17 protein-coding genes are annotated in these 16,062 nt (G+C 35.3%); 4 read left to right on the top strand and 13 right to left on the bottom strand.

Going from position 1 to position 16,062, the window contains the following annotated elements; all coding sequences use genetic code 11:
- Positions 1 to 219: 219 nt before the first annotated feature.
- The 7 genes from ACODST_RS13850 to ACODST_RS13820 all read right to left on the bottom strand — a co-directional run bounded on the left by ACODST_RS13850 (position 220) and on the right by ACODST_RS13820 (position 7,073).
- Positions 220 to 966 carry an acyl-[acyl-carrier-protein] thioesterase gene (locus tag ACODST_RS13850; RefSeq protein ID WP_488932705.1) on the bottom strand — a complete coding sequence of 249 codons (747 nt, stop codon included), beginning with the start codon at positions 964 to 966 and terminating at the stop codon, positions 220 to 222.
- Between the two features lie 78 nt (positions 967 to 1,044).
- Entirely contained in the window at positions 1,045 to 1,965 is a 921-nt protein-coding gene (gene miaA, locus ACODST_RS13845) for a tRNA (adenosine(37)-N6)-dimethylallyltransferase MiaA (RefSeq protein ID WP_488932704.1), read from the bottom strand.
- 164 nt (positions 1,966 to 2,129) lie between these two features.
- Entirely contained in the window at positions 2,130 to 2,969 is an 840-nt protein-coding gene (locus ACODST_RS13840) for an ion transporter (RefSeq protein WP_488932703.1), read from the bottom strand.
- 30 nt (positions 2,970 to 2,999) lie between these two features.
- Positions 3,000 to 4,361 carry an exonuclease domain-containing protein gene (locus ACODST_RS13835; protein WP_488932702.1) on the bottom strand — a complete coding sequence of 454 codons (1,362 nt, stop codon included), beginning with the start codon at positions 4,359 to 4,361 and terminating at the stop codon, positions 3,000 to 3,002.
- A gap of 85 nt (positions 4,362 to 4,446) precedes the next feature.
- Complete coding sequence (locus ACODST_RS13830; protein WP_488932701.1) at positions 4,447 to 5,118, bottom strand: YggS family pyridoxal phosphate-dependent enzyme; 672 nt, start codon at positions 5,116 to 5,118, stop codon at positions 4,447 to 4,449.
- Between the two features lie 12 nt (positions 5,119 to 5,130).
- A complete protein-coding gene (locus tag ACODST_RS13825; protein ID WP_488932700.1) occupies positions 5,131 to 6,018 on the bottom strand; it encodes a 3-hydroxyacyl-CoA dehydrogenase family protein in 888 nt (295 codons plus the stop codon).
- 89 nt (positions 6,019 to 6,107) lie between these two features.
- Complete coding sequence (locus ACODST_RS13820; RefSeq protein WP_488932699.1) at positions 6,108 to 7,073, bottom strand: Gfo/Idh/MocA family protein; 966 nt, start codon at positions 7,071 to 7,073, stop codon at positions 6,108 to 6,110.
- 323 nt (positions 7,074 to 7,396) lie between these two features.
- Between ACODST_RS13820 and ACODST_RS13815 the strand changes: the two genes are divergently transcribed.
- Positions 7,397 to 8,038: a protein-L-isoaspartate(D-aspartate) O-methyltransferase gene (locus tag ACODST_RS13815; protein ID WP_488932698.1), complete on the top strand. Its 642-nt coding sequence runs from the start codon at positions 7,397 to 7,399 to the stop codon at positions 8,036 to 8,038.
- A gap of 26 nt (positions 8,039 to 8,064) precedes the next feature.
- On the opposite strand, the gene ACODST_RS13810 is transcribed toward ACODST_RS13815, so the two are convergent.
- The 3 genes from ACODST_RS13810 to smpB all read right to left on the bottom strand — a co-directional run bounded on the left by ACODST_RS13810 (position 8,065) and on the right by smpB (position 10,384).
- Positions 8,065 to 9,114, bottom strand: coding sequence for a Fic family protein (locus ACODST_RS13810; protein WP_488932697.1), 1,050 nt, complete (start codon positions 9,112 to 9,114; stop codon positions 8,065 to 8,067).
- 94 nt (positions 9,115 to 9,208) lie between these two features.
- Positions 9,209 to 9,850 (bottom strand): hypothetical protein, encoded by a 642-nt coding sequence (locus ACODST_RS13805; RefSeq protein ID WP_488932696.1) that lies wholly within the window; start codon positions 9,848 to 9,850, stop codon positions 9,209 to 9,211.
- 78 nt (positions 9,851 to 9,928) lie between these two features.
- Positions 9,929 to 10,384 carry an SsrA-binding protein SmpB gene (gene smpB / locus ACODST_RS13800; RefSeq protein WP_488932695.1) on the bottom strand — a complete coding sequence of 152 codons (456 nt, stop codon included), beginning with the start codon at positions 10,382 to 10,384 and terminating at the stop codon, positions 9,929 to 9,931.
- A gap of 137 nt (positions 10,385 to 10,521) precedes the next feature.
- Between smpB and ACODST_RS13795 the strand changes: the two genes are divergently transcribed.
- Both ACODST_RS13795 and ACODST_RS13790 read left to right on the top strand, forming a co-directional pair.
- Complete coding sequence (locus tag ACODST_RS13795; protein ID WP_488932694.1) at positions 10,522 to 11,160, top strand: outer membrane beta-barrel protein; 639 nt, start codon at positions 10,522 to 10,524, stop codon at positions 11,158 to 11,160.
- 96 nt (positions 11,161 to 11,256) lie between these two features.
- On the top strand, positions 11,257 to 11,481 hold the full coding sequence (locus tag ACODST_RS13790) for a VF530 family protein (protein WP_488932693.1): 225 nt from the start codon (positions 11,257 to 11,259) through the stop codon (positions 11,479 to 11,481).
- A gap of 2 nt (positions 11,482 to 11,483) precedes the next feature.
- Here ACODST_RS13790 and ACODST_RS13785 read toward each other — a convergent pair whose 3' ends face one another.
- The 3 genes from ACODST_RS13785 to ACODST_RS13775 all read right to left on the bottom strand — a co-directional run bounded on the left by ACODST_RS13785 (position 11,484) and on the right by ACODST_RS13775 (position 13,564).
- On the bottom strand, positions 11,484 to 12,041 hold the full coding sequence (locus ACODST_RS13785; RefSeq protein WP_488932692.1) for a DUF3575 domain-containing protein: 558 nt from the start codon (positions 12,039 to 12,041) through the stop codon (positions 11,484 to 11,486).
- Positions 12,042 to 12,162: 121 nt separating this feature from the next.
- A complete protein-coding gene (locus tag ACODST_RS13780; RefSeq protein WP_488932691.1) occupies positions 12,163 to 12,711 on the bottom strand; it encodes a GNAT family N-acetyltransferase in 549 nt (182 codons plus the stop codon).
- A 1-nt stretch (position 12,712) separates the two neighbouring features.
- Positions 12,713 to 13,564 carry an aldose 1-epimerase family protein gene (locus tag ACODST_RS13775; protein ID WP_488932690.1) on the bottom strand — a complete coding sequence of 284 codons (852 nt, stop codon included), beginning with the start codon at positions 13,562 to 13,564 and terminating at the stop codon, positions 12,713 to 12,715.
- Between the two features lie 188 nt (positions 13,565 to 13,752).
- On the opposite strand from ACODST_RS13775, the gene ACODST_RS13770 reads away from it, so the two are divergent.
- Positions 13,753 to 16,023: a M1 family metallopeptidase gene (locus tag ACODST_RS13770; protein WP_488932689.1), complete on the top strand. Its 2,271-nt coding sequence runs from the start codon at positions 13,753 to 13,755 to the stop codon at positions 16,021 to 16,023.
- The last annotated feature ends 39 nt before the right edge of the window (positions 16,024 to 16,062 follow it).

Raw genomic sequence — 16,062 nt, 5'->3', positions numbered from 1 at the left:
TTTCTTTCCATAAAAATGCCCTCAAATAGTGTCTAACTTTTTGGGGGCAGTTCATTTTGCATCGTTTTTTTAATATACACATTTTATGTCATTTCGACGAAGGAGAAATCTTAGCGAGAAGCTCGACAAAGATTTGATTCTCGCTGCGGAGTTACCTGTGGAGATTTCTCCTTCGTCGAAATGGCAATATTGTGGGCAGATTGTAAGATTAAAGAAAATTTATTTCCAATGCAATTCCAAAGCAAAACAGGTTTTTTCGCCTTTTGTAATGCTGAATGTTGCCGTTGTATGATCGTCGTCTTCACTTTCGTGGATAATGACATTGTCCTGAAGTGAAAGCTCTTTCATGAAATTCATTTCGAAGCTTTTGACTTCTTGTTTTATGATTCTTTTGGGATCAACATGATCCAGGCACCATTCCAGATATTTTACGTTGTTTACGTGATTTACAATGTCTAAATCAGATAAATAAACTGTTTTTTCAAAAACGGCTTCTTTTTCGTGATTGATATTGATTTTTGAAAAGCCTTCTTCTGTGGCTCTGTTTTCAGGGAATAATTCAAAATGTTCATAAGGAAGTGCTAAAGCTTCTGGGCGGCGCGCTTTGGTATTAAAAACGGCCCAATAGGTTTCGCTTCCGACAATCTTTTTTCCGTTTACGTACATTTCTAAAGCACGTACAGAACGTGAATTTTCCAAACTGTTAATCCATGTTTTTACGGTTACCACATCCTGCCATTTGGGTAAAGCTGTAATTTCAACACGCATTCGGCTTAAAACCCAGGCCTGATCAAATTCCTGCATATCAGTAAAACTAATGCCTCCAACTTCTGAATGTGCGGCAGCGGTTAATTGTAAAATATTACACAAATCGGTATATTTTAAAAATCCGGTTGGCGTGCATTGTGTGAAATTAATTTCCCAGTCTTTGCTTAAAACTGATGTGAAATTTGGAGATATTGGCATTCTTGATTTTAGATTTTAGATTGTTGATTTTAAATTTTTCCTTGGGAAAATAGAGTCAGGATGAAAGAAAAAAGATTTTTATTTTAGAAGATTTTCTATATAATTTATGATTTCTTTTCTATCTGTTGCGTAATCGAACCATTTGGTGTTTTCGTTTCGTTTAAACCACGTTAATTGTCTTTTGGAGAATCGTCTTGTGTTCTTTTTGATTTCTTCAACAGCAAAAGGCAGCGTGAATTCTCCGTCAAAATAACTAAATAATTCTCTATAACCGACGGTTTGTAATGCATTTAACGCTTTGTTAGGATAAAGTGACTCAGCTTCTTTTAATAATCCTTCTTTTATCATGATATCAACACGTTGGTTGATTCGGCTGTAAATAATTTCTCTGTCGGCATCTAAGCCAATTAAAACAGGAGTGAAGTTTCGATTGTTTTTCTTCAGATTTAAGAAAGAAGAATATGGTTTTCGTGATCCAATGCAAACTTCTACAAAACGCATCATTCGCTGTGGGTTTTGTAAAGTCTGCGGATTTTCACTTGTTATTTTTTGATAATAATCGGGATCCAGGTTTTTTAATTGTTCCTGAAGAAATTCAATTCCAAGTTTTTCGTAATTTGAATTTACTTCAGAACGAACTTTTGGATCTATTTCCGGGAATTCGTCGAAGCCTTTTAAAATAGCATCTACATATAATCCTGAACCGCCAATAAGAATTACAAAATCATTGTTTTGAAATAATTCTTCGATTTTGGCTAAAGCTTCTTTTTCGTAATCGCCAACGGTGTAATTTTTGAAAATAGATTTATTTTGAATAAAATGATGTTGAGCTGAATTGAGTTCTTCGTGACTTGGAACTGCGGTTCCGATGGTCATTTCTTTGAAAAACTGACGGCTGTCGCACGAAACGATTTCACATTTAAAATGTTGTGCCAAAGCTATACTTAAGGCCGTTTTGCCTATAGCTGTTGGTCCGACAATGGTAATTAGGTATTTCATAGTTTTTAGCCCGGATGGAAATGGAAACCCCGGACTTATATTTGTTACATTTTTTTTGGTGTAAAAGAGCGACTCCCGACGCTTCGGGAGAAGCTCCTTTTATGCCTTAAAAAAATACAAATATAAGGAGGAGTTGGAATGTACAGCTGGATTAGCTTCTAAAATTAATTATTTGGCAGTTCGGTCCCGCATTCGTAACAATATTTAGCATTATCAAAGTGAACCTGTGACTGGCATTTTCTACATGTTTTTTTGCCACTTACAGAGTTGTTTCTTAAGCTGCTTTTAGCAAATTCAGCGGTTACAATTCCGGTTGGAACTGCGATGATTCCGTAACCTAAAATCATTACGCAAGCGGCGATGAATTGTCCAAGCGGGGTATGTGGAGAAATGTCACCGTAACCAACAGTTGTTAAGGTGACTATTGTCCAGTAAATTCCCATTGGAATACTGGTAAAACCTGATTCCCGGCCTTCAACCAGATACATAATTGTGCCAATAATTACCGTACTGATTAAAACAAAGTAGATGAAAACCAGAATTTTTTCTTTACTGGCTTCTATGGCTTCTTTTAATTGCAGGGACTGATGATTGATTTGCGGAATGTGCAGAATTTTGAATAATCGTAGAAAACGCAGCGCTCTTACAATTGATAAAATGCTCGCACCAGGAAAAAAGATAGACAAATACATGGGTAAAACAGCAAGTAAATCGATGATTCCGTAAAAGCTGAAGATGTATCTGACGGGTTTCTGAATAGAGATAATTCTCAATATATATTCGATAGTGAAAAATACGGTAATTATCCATTCACAGATGAGTAATTGTTGATGATACCTGGAACTGATTCCTTCTACGGTATCAAGCATTATCAAAAGAACACTTAGCAGAATTAATCCCAGCAATACTAAATCGAACATTCGTCCTAAAATGGTATTGGTGCCATACAGCACGATTTTGACCTTTTCCCGAAAGATTTCGTATTGTGATTTTGTTTTTTTCATATCCTTAAAGATAATGAAAGTTTCGATTTGTTAAAAATGAAGTATTTTTAATGATTTGCTTTTACGGATGTAACTCTGAATGATATTCTTTACATCGCGGTTGTGCTGCATCGGTACCAGAATATTTTTAAGGATATCAATATTGGTAATCTGATAATTAAGATCATAATAGGCATACCCTTTGTAAATACCGTTTTCAATCAGGATTGCACTGCGTTCGTTCACATTTCTGCCTCTGTCGATCAGTACCATGCTTTTGTTTTCAAAACTATTTTCGGTAATAAACTGCTGTACTCTGGTATTGTAAACTTCCGGAGTGACTTCGCCAATACAGGCACCGTCACATTCTTTTATTTTGTATTGAAAACACTCTTTTTTGGTTTGGTATAAACCAGTTAGTTTTTGGCACAAATGGTATTTTGCGGTAATTTTAAAAAGAGCATTTTTACCTTCCTGTAAAGAAGCGTATGAAGTGATTTCTTTTTTACGCCCGTCTGCTTTTTCCAGTTTTAAATTGATGTAACCATCTGAATCTTTCTCAGAATACAAAGCATACTGAAAAATAGTTTTACGCTGGGCCCGATTGTATCGAGGTCTGTTTACTTTTATTTCTTCGCTTTCTTTTAGAAGAGCGATCAGTTCACTTCCGGTCTCATCGCAGGTTATGGTAAAAACTTCAGCCTGAATTTTTTTGCTTTTGTTAGTAATTCCCGTAAAATGCTGATTGATTCTTTTTTTGATGTTTTGGCTTTTGCCGATGTAAATTAAGGAGCCGCTTTCATTATAGATATAATAAACACCAGTTTTAGAAGGCATTTGGCCTAAAATGTCCAGAAATTTAGGAGCAATTCCTTTTTCGACTTCGAGTTTTATAAAATCTTTTACAATAGTCTTTTCAATGTCTTTTTCCAAAAGCATTTTAAAGAGTTTTGTTGTTGCCATTGCATCTCCGCTGGCACGATGCCGGTCTGCCATTGGAATTCCAAGTGCACGTACTAGTTTCCCTAAGCTATAAGAAGGCTGTTCAGGAATTAGTTTTTTTGCTAATTCTACTGTGCAAAGTGTTTTGGCTTCGAAGTCGTAACCTAAACGTCTGAATTCGGTTCGAAGAATTCTGTAATCAAAAGAAGCATTATGGGCTACTATTACACAATCGGCTGTAATTTCGATGATGCGTTTGGCTACTTCGTAAAACTTTGGTGCAGAACGCAGCATAGCATTGTTGATTCCGGTCAGCTTCACTACAAAAGGCTGAATCGGAATTTCGGGATTGACAAGACTTATGAATTGATCAACTACTTCATGTCCGTCAAATTTATAGATGGCGATTTCGGTAATTCCTTCTTCATTAAATTGTCCTCCTGTGGTTTCTATGTCAAGTATTGCGTACAAATTAAGTATTCAGTGTTCAGTTTTTAGTATTCAGTTTGCCGTAGAAAGCGTACGATTGTATGTTTTTACAGTCTTTGTTTTGAAATTATCTTCCTCCAAAAATGCTGCTTCCAATTCTTACCATTGTGCTTCCGCATTCTATCGCTAATTGATAATCTCCGGACATTCCCATCGAAATTGTAGAGACGCACTGTAGTGCGTCTTTACCATATCCGTCAATATTTTTTAATGAGTCAAAAATCGATTTTAAATGGGTAAATTCTTTTTTAATCTGGTTTTGGTCTTCGGTGAAAGTCGCCATTCCCATTAAACCTAAGATACGAATATTTTTCAACTCTTTGAACTCCACAGAAGTTAAAAGTTCATTTAATTCGTTTTCGTCTAAACCAAATTTAGATTCTTCTTCGGCAATATAAACCTGAAGAAGACAATCTATAATTCTGTTATTTTTTAAAGCTTGTTTGTTGATTTCCTGTAATAATTTCAAACTATCAACGCCGTGAATCAAACTCACATAAGGCGCCATAAATTTGACTTTATTGGACTGAACATGACCAATCATATGCCATTGAATGTCTTTTGGCATTTGTTCCCATTTTTCAGTCATTTCCTGAATTTTGTTTTCTCCAAAAATACGCTGACCAGCTTCATAAGCCTGTTCTAAATCGGAGACAGGTTTTGTTTTTGAAACGGCAACCAGAGTTACATGTTCAGGTAAAGTGGATTTGATTGTATTTAAATTCGATTGAATCGACATGATATTTCTTTTTTATAAAAACTGCTTCGAAATTTTCTCAGCCTTTTTGCTTTCACTGTAATCATAGAATCCTTCGCCAGATTTTACTCCCAGTTTTCCAGCTCTTACCATATTTACTAAAAGTGGGCAAGGAGCATATTTAGGATTTTTGAATCCGTCGTACATTACATTTAAAATAGCAAGACAAACGTCAAGTCCAATAAAATCTGCTAATTGCAATGGTCCCATTGGATGTCCCATTCCTAATTTCATTACCGTGTCAATTTCGTAAACTCCGGCAACACCATTGTATAACGTTTCGATTGCCTCGTTTAGCATAGGCATTAAAATTCGGTTTGCTACGAAACCTGGATAATCGTTTACTTCTACGGGAACTTTACCTAATTTTTCAGATAAATCCATGATGATTTTCGTTACTTCATCGCTGGTATTGTAGCCGCGAATGATTTCCACCAATTTCATAATTGGCACCGGATTCATAAAATGCATTCCGATAACACGTTCAGGATGTGCTACAACAGCTCCTATTTGCGTAATTGAGATTGAAGAAGTGTTGGTTGCTAAAATCGTATTATGAGAGCAATATTCATTTAATTGTTTGAAGATGTTCAATTTTAGTTCAACATTTTCTGTTGCTGCTTCTACAACAAGATCCACACCAACCACTCCGTCTTTGATATCGGTATAGGTAATAATATTAGTGATTGTTTTGGCAACATCTTCCTGAGTAATGGTTCCTTTTGCAAGCATGCGCTCTAAATTTCCCGCAATAGTTGCCATTCCTTTATCTAATGATTTTTCTGAAACGTCGATTAATTTTACGGTAAATCCGCTTTGAGCAAAAGTATGCGCGATACCGTTACCCATTGTTCCTGCTCCAATTACAGCTATTGTTTTCATTTTTTTACTAGATATTTTTTTATGATTTAGCCACGAAATCACCAATTAATTCGTGAATTCGTGGCTAATTATTTTGATTTTTTTTCTAATTATTTATCGAAACACTCAATAATTTGATACGCCACACGTAACGCATCTGTGGCCTGTTCAAGTGTTACAACAGGAGTTGTATCGTTGTTAATGGCATCTGCAAACGAATTTAACTCATCTAAGATGGCATTATTTTGTTCTACATCAGGATTGGTGAAATAAATTTGTTTTTTTACTCCTTCAGCATTCTGCAAAATCATATCGAAATCTCCCGGAACTTCAGGGGCATCTTTCATACGGACTACTTCACATTTTTTCTCTAAAAAGTCAACTGAAATATAGGCATCTTTTTGAAAAAAACGGGATTTGCGCATATTTTTCAGGGATATTCTGCTTGCCGTTAAATTGGCTACACAGCCATTTTCGAATTCGATTCTGGCATTCGCAATATCCGGCGTTTCGCTGATAACCGAAACACCACTGGCATTGATATTTTTTACTTTAGATTTTACAACACTTAAAATAGCGTCAATATCATGAATCATTAAATCCAGAACAACAGGAACATCTGTACCACGCGGATTAAATTCTGCCAAACGATGTGTTTCTATAAACATCGGGTTTTCGATCATTTCTTTTGTAGCGATAAAAGCAGGGTTAAAGCGTTCTACGTGACCCACTTGTCCTTTTACGTTGTGTTCATTTGCTAAAGCAATAATTTCTTCAGCTTCGTCAACCGTATTGGCAATTGGTTTTTCGATAAAGATGTGTTTTCCTGATTTGATGGCAACTTTTGCACATTTGTAGTGCGAAAGTGTAGGAGTAACAATGTCAATCACGTCGACAGCGTGAATAAGTTTTGCAATTGTGCTGAAATTTTTATAGCCAAATTCTTTTGAGATTTTTTCGGCATTTTCCTGATTTTCGTCGTAAAATCCAACTAATTCGTATTTGTCAGATTGTTGTAATAAGCGTAAATGTATTTTACCAAGATGACCAGCACCTAAAACTCCTACTTTTAACATGAGAATGTATTTTAAACAAAAATATAATTTATTTGTCGAAAGTGAAAATGAATTTAGCTAATTGTGAGTTGTTGGCTGTTAGTTGTTGGTCGTTGGTCGTTTGCTATTGGTTGTTTGTTGTTGATTGCCTCTTTCTTTCTTCTTGTAACTTCTTGCTCTAACCGAAGTCGAATGACGCAAAATTTAGACACAAAGAGCTTTCACTATGTTGAGTCTGATGAATGATAGCTTTCAACTTTCGACTTTACATTTTTATTATTTAAAAATCAATATTTGAAATCCTGTTTTCTTTCTTATTTTTGCGAAAATAAAACCTACCCACTTTGAAAGATACTGCCAAACATCAAGGACTTCGTAATCAATTAGTAAGCACTTTAGAACAAAAGGGAATTACTGACAGAGCAGTTTTGGATGCGATAAAAAAAATCCCGAGACACCTTTTTTTAAACTCCAGTTTTGAAGATTTTGCTTATCAGGATAAAGCTTTTCCAATTGGAGCTGGACAAACTATTTCTCAGCCCTATACCGTGGCATTTCAGTCGCAATTGCTTGAAGTAAAGAAAGATCATAAAGTTTTGGAAATTGGAACAGGTTCCGGTTATCAAACGGCAGTTCTGTTTGCTTTGGGAGCAAAAGTTTATACAGTTGAGAGACAGAACGAATTATTTAAGACAACGTCGAATTTGTTTCCAAAATTAAATATTCGTCCGAAACATGTTACTTTTGGAGACGGTTATAAAGGCCTGCCTAATTTTGCACCTTTTGATAGTATTATAGTTACAGCAGGTGCGCCGTTTATTCCACAGCCTTTAATGGCGCAGTTGAAAATAGGAGGCAGACTCGTTATTCCGCTTGGAGAAGATGTTCAGATTATGACATTATTAATCAGGAAGAATGAAACCCAGTTTGAAAAACATGAATTTGGAGAGTTTCGATTTGTTCCCTTGTTAGAAGATAAAAACTAATAAAAAAGCCCGGTTTACGGGCTTTTTTATTGGGCAATAATATTAATATAACGTTCCAGATTTTCTTTTTCTATCTGAGCAATGAAGAGAAGAAAATCTTCTTTACTGTTTTTAGTCTGAGCCGTTTCGAGTGTCTGGTAATACTGCATGCGGTTTTCATAATCGCCTTTAATATTAGCGATAATATATCCTTTTTGAAGTAAAATCAAATTCATGACTAAACGTGAGGTTCTGCCGTTGCCGTCTATAAAAGGATGAATTGTGACCAGTCTTTCGTGCATTTCGGCAGCCAGAACAACAGGATGGAGTTTGTTTTTATTGGTTTCATACCATATAAAATAATCTTCCATTTCTTTGGCAACCATATAAGGCTGCGGCGGCATATGACTGCTTCCTTTTATCATAACCTGTACTTTTCGATAACGTCCTGCATCTTCAGGGATTATACCTCTGAGAATTAAATTATGAATACTCAAAAGATCACGTTCATTTAACGATATATTTCGCTGCATTAAATCTTTAATAAAACCAATTGCCTCCTGATGGTTTATGGCTTCAAGATGTTCTCTCATACTTTTGCCCGAAATAGTAAGTCCTTCGTTAATAACCATATCGGTTTCACGCAGGGTCATCGTGTTTCCTTCAATTCGATTGCTTTCAAAAGTATATTCGAGCTCCAGTGCCTGAGTAACTCTGTAACTGTCAAACTGCCTGTATGTATCTAATTTTGCTTTTAACTCATCGATCTCTTTAAGAAGATTTTCTAAAGTAGGAGAGATTTTTATTTTTGAAGCTGTTTTATTGTATTTGATTTCCTGTTCGGCAACCATTAAAGCTTTTAAGGCAAACTCATCATCGCCAATTTCATATAAAATCTTTTCCTTTAGCCAGGCAATCATTAAGGTTTCGTAATCGATCTCTAAAAGCTGTGCTAGTTTTGTAATTTGTTCTTTTGTGGGTTTGCGTGCCCCGGATTCAAATTTGCTGATTAAAGCCTGATCAATACCAAGTAATTGCGCCACTTCACGGGTTTTTAGCCCTTTTTTCTCTCTTGCATTTTTGATTAGTGCTTTCATTTTTTTTATTTTACAATGATTTAAAATGTCTTGACAAATTTAGTCATTTTTATTGTTCTGAAAAATAATTTAACAATTTTAGATCCTTAAAAAGCTATTTAGGAGGCAGGGAACCGTCTTTTCTCATTTCTTTTACTACTGCCTGCATGATAGCATCAACGGTTTGTCCTAAATCTGTAACATAATCTGATTTTGTAGTTCCGGTCCAGATTAGTTTGTTTTCTTTTAAAGAGAAAATATTGGTTTCAACCATATAATAAGTGGTTTCCTGATAATATCCCGGATCGTAAAATGCAGGCGAGTACATACCATACCAGTTTCCAAAGCCATAACCATACATTCCGGAATACAGACCATCGAAACCGCCATAATACATTCCGGTATAAGATCCCGGAACATACGTAGTCTCTTTTTCTGTACTTACCAGACGCATGGTAACAACACCATCAAAATTTTCATCCTGCAGTATTTTGAGTTTTTGTTCCTGAGTGAGTTGTTTGGTGGTTTCGTTTAAATATTGATAAGAAGTTTTAAAAATGGAATTACTGGCAGCGATTCTGTTTTCGGCAACCCTTCTGGAGGCTTCGTCTTTAACCAGGGCAACTACTAATACCTTTTTAAAGTGTTCCTGTGCTACCGTTATCTTGGGATCTCTCCAGCTGTTAACAATAGTAGTATTACTGCCACAGCCTGAAAGAGCCATAATTACAATTAAAAGAATATAGTACTTTTTCATATTTTACAGTTATATTATTTGTAGTAAAAATAACTATAAAATTCTGATAAACAGCTTTTTATTCTGGATTAATGCCCTTTAATTGTAAGCTTTTTTAATCCGGTCAAGATCACGTTTGGTATCCTGTTCTTTCAGAGATTCACGTTTGTCGTAGTTTTTCTTTCCTTTACAAAGGCCAATCTGAAGTTTTGCGAGACCTTTTTCATTGGTAAAAAGTTTTAACGGAATTATGGTAAGTCCTTTGGCCTGAACACTTCTGTGAAGTGTTTTTAGTTCTCTTTTATTTAAAAGTAATTTACGTTCGCTTCTGGATTTGTGATTAAACTGATTTCCGAACGAGTATTCCTCGATATAGGTATTGATAGCAAAAAGTTCAAGGTTGTTGAATTCACAAAAACTTTCTGTGATATTCGCTTTCCCTAATCGTATTGATTTGATTTCGGTTCCGGCCAGAACTATTCCGGCGGTATAAGTATCGATGATCTCGTAATCAAAACGAGCTCTCTTATTAAGTATATTGACTGATTTTAACATGTTGCAAAAGTAAGAAAATTGTAGAAACTTAAAGTGCTCAAATATAATTAAAGATTTTTTCTAATCTATGATTTTAATCATCCTTGAGAAAAATGCTTCCGCCTAAGTTTGCCTCATAATTCAAAAACAAATTTATAATGAGAAAAATTGTATCATTAGTCACTATTGTACTAATGGGCTTAACCGCTAAAGCCCAGGATTCAGCTCAGGGACTAAAAGGAGCATGGTTTGCTACTTCACAATTCGGTTATCAGCAGACAAAAACTGCCGATGATAAAAACACCAGTTTATCTGTACTTCCTATTGTAGGTACATTTATTACCCCGTCTGTTGCTATTGGAGCCGGAGTGGGGTATATTAATATCAAAGCCGAATCTGCTGCGGGAACTGCAGCAAAAACAGATTTAATTGTTATTCAGCCTTTGGCAAGAAAATATTGGAATGTAGCCGGATCACTGTACTTTTTTGGACAGGCAGCGATACCAGTTATTACCGGAAAAGAAAAGGAAAGCGAGTTGAAAGTTAATCAGGTAGGTTTATCAGTATCGGGAGGTTTTGATTATTTTATAACCAAAAATTTCTCTGTGGAGTTCTCTTACGATTTAGCTAATTTTACTTCTACCACGCTGGAGCCTAAAAATGGAGAAAAAACGACGGTTACAAATTTTGGATTGGCACATGTTGCAAATGTAGACCCATTTTATAACACAGCTCTGGCAGGAAGTAATCCAAACTTAACTTCACCGCTTTCTTTTGGGTTTAAATTCATATTCTAAATTTTAGGGAATTGTTTTAGGTCAATTCGTTAATTTTGCAAAAAAAGACCGTGCTTTTTAAGTACGGTCTTTTAGTATGTATTAAAATGTGCAGTTATGGAAAATAAATCTAAAGACCCTCTTCATGGGGTCACGCTTCAAAAAATTGTGGAAACCCTTGTAGATTATTATGGTTTTGATACTTTGGGGGAATTGATTCCTGTAAAGTGTTTCAAATCAAATCCCAGCGTTAAATCGAGTCTTACTTTCTTAAGAAAAACAGAATGGGCAAGAAAGAAAGTAGAAGAACTTTATATAAAGACATTACCAAAACTAGTATGATTTTAGTTTAGTTTGTAGGAGATCATAACACCTCCGCGATACGGAAGCCATTCTCCGCTTTTGTTCCAGTTTGGTGAACTTTCGTATCTTCCGGGTGTCCCGTCGTTATAGTAACCATGATAAAATCCCTGATGCCATCCGCCGCCGGCAAAAATGTCAAGTAAAAATTTATCGTTTAGTTTTATATTATAACCTATTGTAACTCCCATTCGGTATCCAAAACCGTGTTCGTATTTGTTAGTGTCCCAGTAATTCCATTTTTGTAACTGATAGAAATCAGGACCTATATGTCCTCCAACATAAAAACCATTATATTTTTCCTTAAAATGATAACGAACCTCAGGAGTAAAAGTATAGAATTCCATAGGGTTATTTCCGTTAAATGATTTCCAGAAAGAAGCCATAACATCAAAACTAAAAGTAGTTTTTTCTCCTATACTGGTTTCAACTCCAATATTTGGAATTCCAACCAATGCAGTAGCACCGTTAAATTTTATAAAAGTCTGGCTTTGTAATTGAATTGATAAAAAAAGAACAATTAGGGCGAATAATTTTTTCATGGTATTTTTAGATCGCAGAGAATAATTTGTTTTCGGTACAAATATAACGCAACGAAAGCTTTACTATTACTAAAATAATTGTTTTGTAGACTTATTTTTTTATCAATGTCAGTTTAAAAACTTATTTGTTTAAAAGTGAGTAAATTACTTTGTCAAGAAAGCGTCCTTCATAAAAATCAGATTCTTTAAAATGTGCCTCTTTCACAAAACCGCATTTTTGCAGGACTTTTTCCGAACCATAGTTTTCAGGATCAATCACAGCCTCAATAGAGTGAAGTTTCAGCTCTTTAAAACCATATGTGATTAATCGTTTTACTGCTTCTGGAATAATTCCTTTTCCATGAAATTCAGGTAGAAGCATATAGCCAATTTCAGCACGGTAATTTTCAGGCTGCATTCTGTAAAAACCAATTATTCCTAAAAGTTTCGGATTGTCTTTTAAAGTAATTGCCCAGTTTATACCAATATTATTGTCAATATTGGTGTTAATTGTTGAAATGTGAGTTAACGCATCGTCATGGTTTTTAGCCAGAGGACGTGGGATATATTTCATTGTCTCTGCATTCGAACGCAATTCAAAAACTTCATTGACATCATCGTTTGACATTCTTCTCAATACTAAACGTTCTGTCTCAATTATTGGAAATGGATGAAAATTAAACTCTAACATTTTATACTATTTTAATACTAAATTGAGAATGAAATGTTTGATCTGCCTCTAAAATTATAATTCCTTCTTTCTCAAATAAATTTCCGGAATTATCCGCAGTGTCAGAATAACCAAACCAGGGCTCAATGCAAACAAACGGAGCCTGTTCTTTTGTCCAGATTCCTAAACTAGGAAAATCTTCAAAATCTACCTGAACATAAGGTTTTTTATTTTCCAGGATGAGAAGTGAATTGGATTCTAGTGTTTTAAAAACCAAAGCATCATTCTCAAAAAGCTTATAAGTTAGAGGAATTATGTTTTCTGTAGTTTTTAAAGTTTCTGTTTTATTAGAAATCAGATCATTTTCCAATAAGTTAAATCGCAGAGATTCCTCTCTTTCAAACTTAAAGGAATAGCTTTCAAAATTTTCCGGAAGTGCAATCGCCGGATGTGCTCCAATAGAAAAAGGCATTTTAGTATCGCCTTTATTAATGACAATATATTCTATTTTTAAAGAAGTATTTTCGAGTGTGTAAATAAGCTGCAATTCAAACCCGAAAGGGTATTTTTTAAGAGTTTCTTCATTTGATTCCAATGAAAAAACAGCGCTGTTTTCTGTTTTTTCAATCAATTTAAATTCCATGTCTCTTGCGAAGCCATGTCGGGACAATTGATATTCTTTCTTGTTAACTGTATAAGTGTTGTTTTTTAAAGTTCCTACAATTGGAAACAAAACAGGAGAGTGTTTACCCCAAAAATCCGGATTTCCTTCCCAGATATATTCTTTATTCTGGTTATCTTTTAAAGAAAATAATTCTGCTCCGGCATGTTTGATAGAAGCTTTAAGTGTTGAATTTGATATTGTTGTGTTCAAAATAATAGAATTGTAAGAAGATTAGTTTTTTACTCAGACGTAAAGATATTTTATAAATTTTGTTTTTTTTAGAAAATGCCCTGAATTATTTTTTTGATAAAATTTTGCTAAAATCAAATTTAGTCTTAAATATTTCTCTGTGAATAGCTTTTTTTTTCATTAATTTGCTACATAAACAGCTAAAAAATATGAAAAAGCAATCTGCAAAAGCCATTCTAACCGCGGCTTTATTTTTTGGGATTTCTTCAGCGTGGGCGCAGCAGACTCCGCCTGCGACTGCACAAAATCCAGTGAACAACTACAATTATCACGATGCCTTTGGTCCGCATTTTTATACCAAAAACGGAACATCTACACGTACGGCAAGCGGTCAGCCGGGAGTAGAGTACTGGCAGAACAGAGCCGATTATCAAATCACAGCAAGATTAAACGGTACTACAAATGAGATTGTAGGTACAGATGAAATTACGTATACCAATAACAGTCCTGATAAATTAGGATTTTTATGGCTGAACTTAGATCAAAACTTGTTTAAAGAGGATTCGAGAGGGAATGCTGTCGTACCATTAACCGGGAGCCGTAACGGAGCACAGGGACAGGTTTTTGACGGTGGTAACAAAATCAAATCGGTAAAAGTAATTTCTGGTGGAAAAAACAAAACAGAAGTTGAAGCCAAATATATGGTTACAGATACGAGAATGCAGATTTTCCTTCCTCAGGAACTGGCTGCAAAAGGTGGTTCTGTAAAAGTTAAAATTGAATTTTCATTCATAGCACCATTCGAAGGATCAGACAGAATGGGAGTTTTAGAAACAAAAAACGGAAAAATCTTTACAATCGCACAATGGTACCCGCGTATGTGTGTGTATGATGATGTGAGAGGATGGAATACAGCGCCTTATTTAGGTGCTTCTGAGTTTTATTTAGAATATGGCGATTTTGATGTAAAATTGACCGTTCCCGGAAATCATTATGTAGTTGCTTCCGGAGAATTGATAAATGGGCAGGAAGTATTTTCTGCTGAGCAGTTAAAAAGATACAAAGACGCATCGAACAGCGATAAAACAGTTATGATTCGTACTGCTTCTGAAGTTGCGGCAACAGCCAATGCAAATGCAGGAACTGAAAAAACATGGCATTACAAAATTAAAAATGCACGTGATTTCTCATGGGCATCGTCATCGGCTTTTATTTTAGACGGAGCAAAAATTAACCTTCCAAGTGGTAAAAAGTCTTTAGCTTTATCTGCTTATCCGGTTGAAAGCGACGGTCGTGACGGTTACGGACGCTCTACAGAATATGTAAAAGCATCGATCGAGCATTATTCAAAACAATGGTTTGAATATCCTTACCCGGCAGCTACAAACGTAGCAGGAAATGAGGGAGGAATGGAATATCCGGGAATCGTTTTCTGCGGATGGAAATCTAAAGGAGCTGATTTATGGGGTGTTACAGATCATGAATTTGGACACATCTGGTTCCCGATGATTGTAGGTTCAAACGAAAGATTATTTGGATGGATGGACGAAGGGTTTAATACTTTTATCAATTCATTAAGTACTGCAGCCTTTAATAATGGCGAATACAAAGAGCCGGCTACAGATTTGCATGAACAGGCCGAGCCCTTTACAAGACCGGATTTAGAAACTATTATGAGTTCTCCTGATAACATGAAAGAAGCTAATATTGGTATGTTGTGTTATTTTAAACCAAGTGCCGGTCTGGTAATTTTAAGAGAGCAGATTTTAGGAAAAGAGCGTTTTGATAATGCTTTCAGAACCTATATTAATCGCTGGGCTTACAAACACCCGCAGCCTGATGATTTTTTCAGATCTATGGAAAATGTGGCCGGAGAAGATTTAAGCTGGTTCTGGAGAAGCTGGTTTGTAAATAACTGGCGATTTGATCAGGGAGTTAATTCAATTAAATACGTAAAAAATGATCCTGCAAAAGGAGCAGTGATTACCGTTGAAAACTTTGATAAAATGCCAATGCCGATTGTTTTGGATGTTAAAACAAAAAGCGGAAAAGTCAGCAGGGTAAATCTTCCGGTAGAAATCTGGCAGCGTAACAACAGCTGGTCTTTTAAACATAATTCTACAGAAGAAATCGAAAGTATAACTTTAGATCCTGATCATGTTTTCCCGGACAATAATGAGTCAAACAACATCTGGACTGCAGCAAAAGGAAAGATAGAAAAAGATTTAATTTTAGATCCTTATGTTGGAATGTTTTCAACCTCAAAAGCGCCTCTTAAAATTGAAATCACAGAGAAAAACAGTACACTGTATGTTGAAATTACAGATTTTCCTAAGTTCTCTGTAAAACCGGTGGAAAATGAAAAAGACACATTCGAGTCAAGAGGAGCTGGTTTAAAATTCAAGTTTAATGAAGCTAAAACCAGTTTTGACATGATTGTTTTAGGTAACGGACAGGTAATTCCGTTTACTAAGAACTAATACAAAAAACTAATAATATTTAAAAACCCGATGGTATCT

It is taken from the genome of Flavobacterium sp. FG19 (genome assembly GCF_057809475.1).
This window is presented reverse-complemented; position numbering and strand designations above follow the sequence as displayed.

Excerpts from the sequence above, each read along its gene's own strand:
- ACODST_RS13850 (WP_488932705.1), bottom strand. The coding sequence starts at position 966 with ATGCCAATATCTCCAAATTTCACATCAGTTTTAAGCAAAGACTGGGAA.
- miaA (WP_488932704.1), bottom strand. The coding sequence starts at position 1,965 with ATGAAATACCTAATTACCATTGTCGGACCAACAGCTATAGGCAAAACG.
- ACODST_RS13840 (WP_488932703.1), bottom strand. The coding sequence starts at position 2,969 with ATGAAAAAAACAAAATCACAATACGAAATCTTTCGGGAAAAGGTCAAA.
- ACODST_RS13830 (WP_488932701.1), bottom strand. The coding sequence starts at position 5,118 with ATGTCGATTCAATCGAATTTAAATACAATCAAATCCACTTTACCTGAA.
- ACODST_RS13825 (WP_488932700.1), bottom strand. The coding sequence starts at position 6,018 with ATGAAAACAATAGCTGTAATTGGAGCAGGAACAATGGGTAACGGTATC.
- ACODST_RS13820 (WP_488932699.1), bottom strand. The coding sequence starts at position 7,073 with ATGTTAAAAGTAGGAGTTTTAGGTGCTGGTCATCTTGGTAAAATACAT.
- ACODST_RS13810 (WP_488932697.1), bottom strand. The coding sequence starts at position 9,114 with ATGAAAGCACTAATCAAAAATGCAAGAGAGAAAAAAGGGCTAAAAACC.
- ACODST_RS13805 (WP_488932696.1), bottom strand. The coding sequence starts at position 9,850 with ATGAAAAAGTACTATATTCTTTTAATTGTAATTATGGCTCTTTCAGGC.
- smpB (WP_488932695.1), bottom strand. The coding sequence starts at position 10,384 with ATGTTAAAATCAGTCAATATACTTAATAAGAGAGCTCGTTTTGATTAC.
- ACODST_RS13795 (WP_488932694.1), top strand. The coding sequence starts at position 10,522 with ATGAGAAAAATTGTATCATTAGTCACTATTGTACTAATGGGCTTAACC.
- ACODST_RS13790 (WP_488932693.1), top strand. The coding sequence starts at position 11,257 with ATGGAAAATAAATCTAAAGACCCTCTTCATGGGGTCACGCTTCAAAAA.
- ACODST_RS13785 (WP_488932692.1), bottom strand. The coding sequence starts at position 12,041 with ATGAAAAAATTATTCGCCCTAATTGTTCTTTTTTTATCAATTCAATTA.
- ACODST_RS13780 (WP_488932691.1), bottom strand. The coding sequence starts at position 12,711 with ATGTTAGAGTTTAATTTTCATCCATTTCCAATAATTGAGACAGAACGT.
- ACODST_RS13770 (WP_488932689.1), top strand. The coding sequence starts at position 13,753 with ATGAAAAAGCAATCTGCAAAAGCCATTCTAACCGCGGCTTTATTTTTT.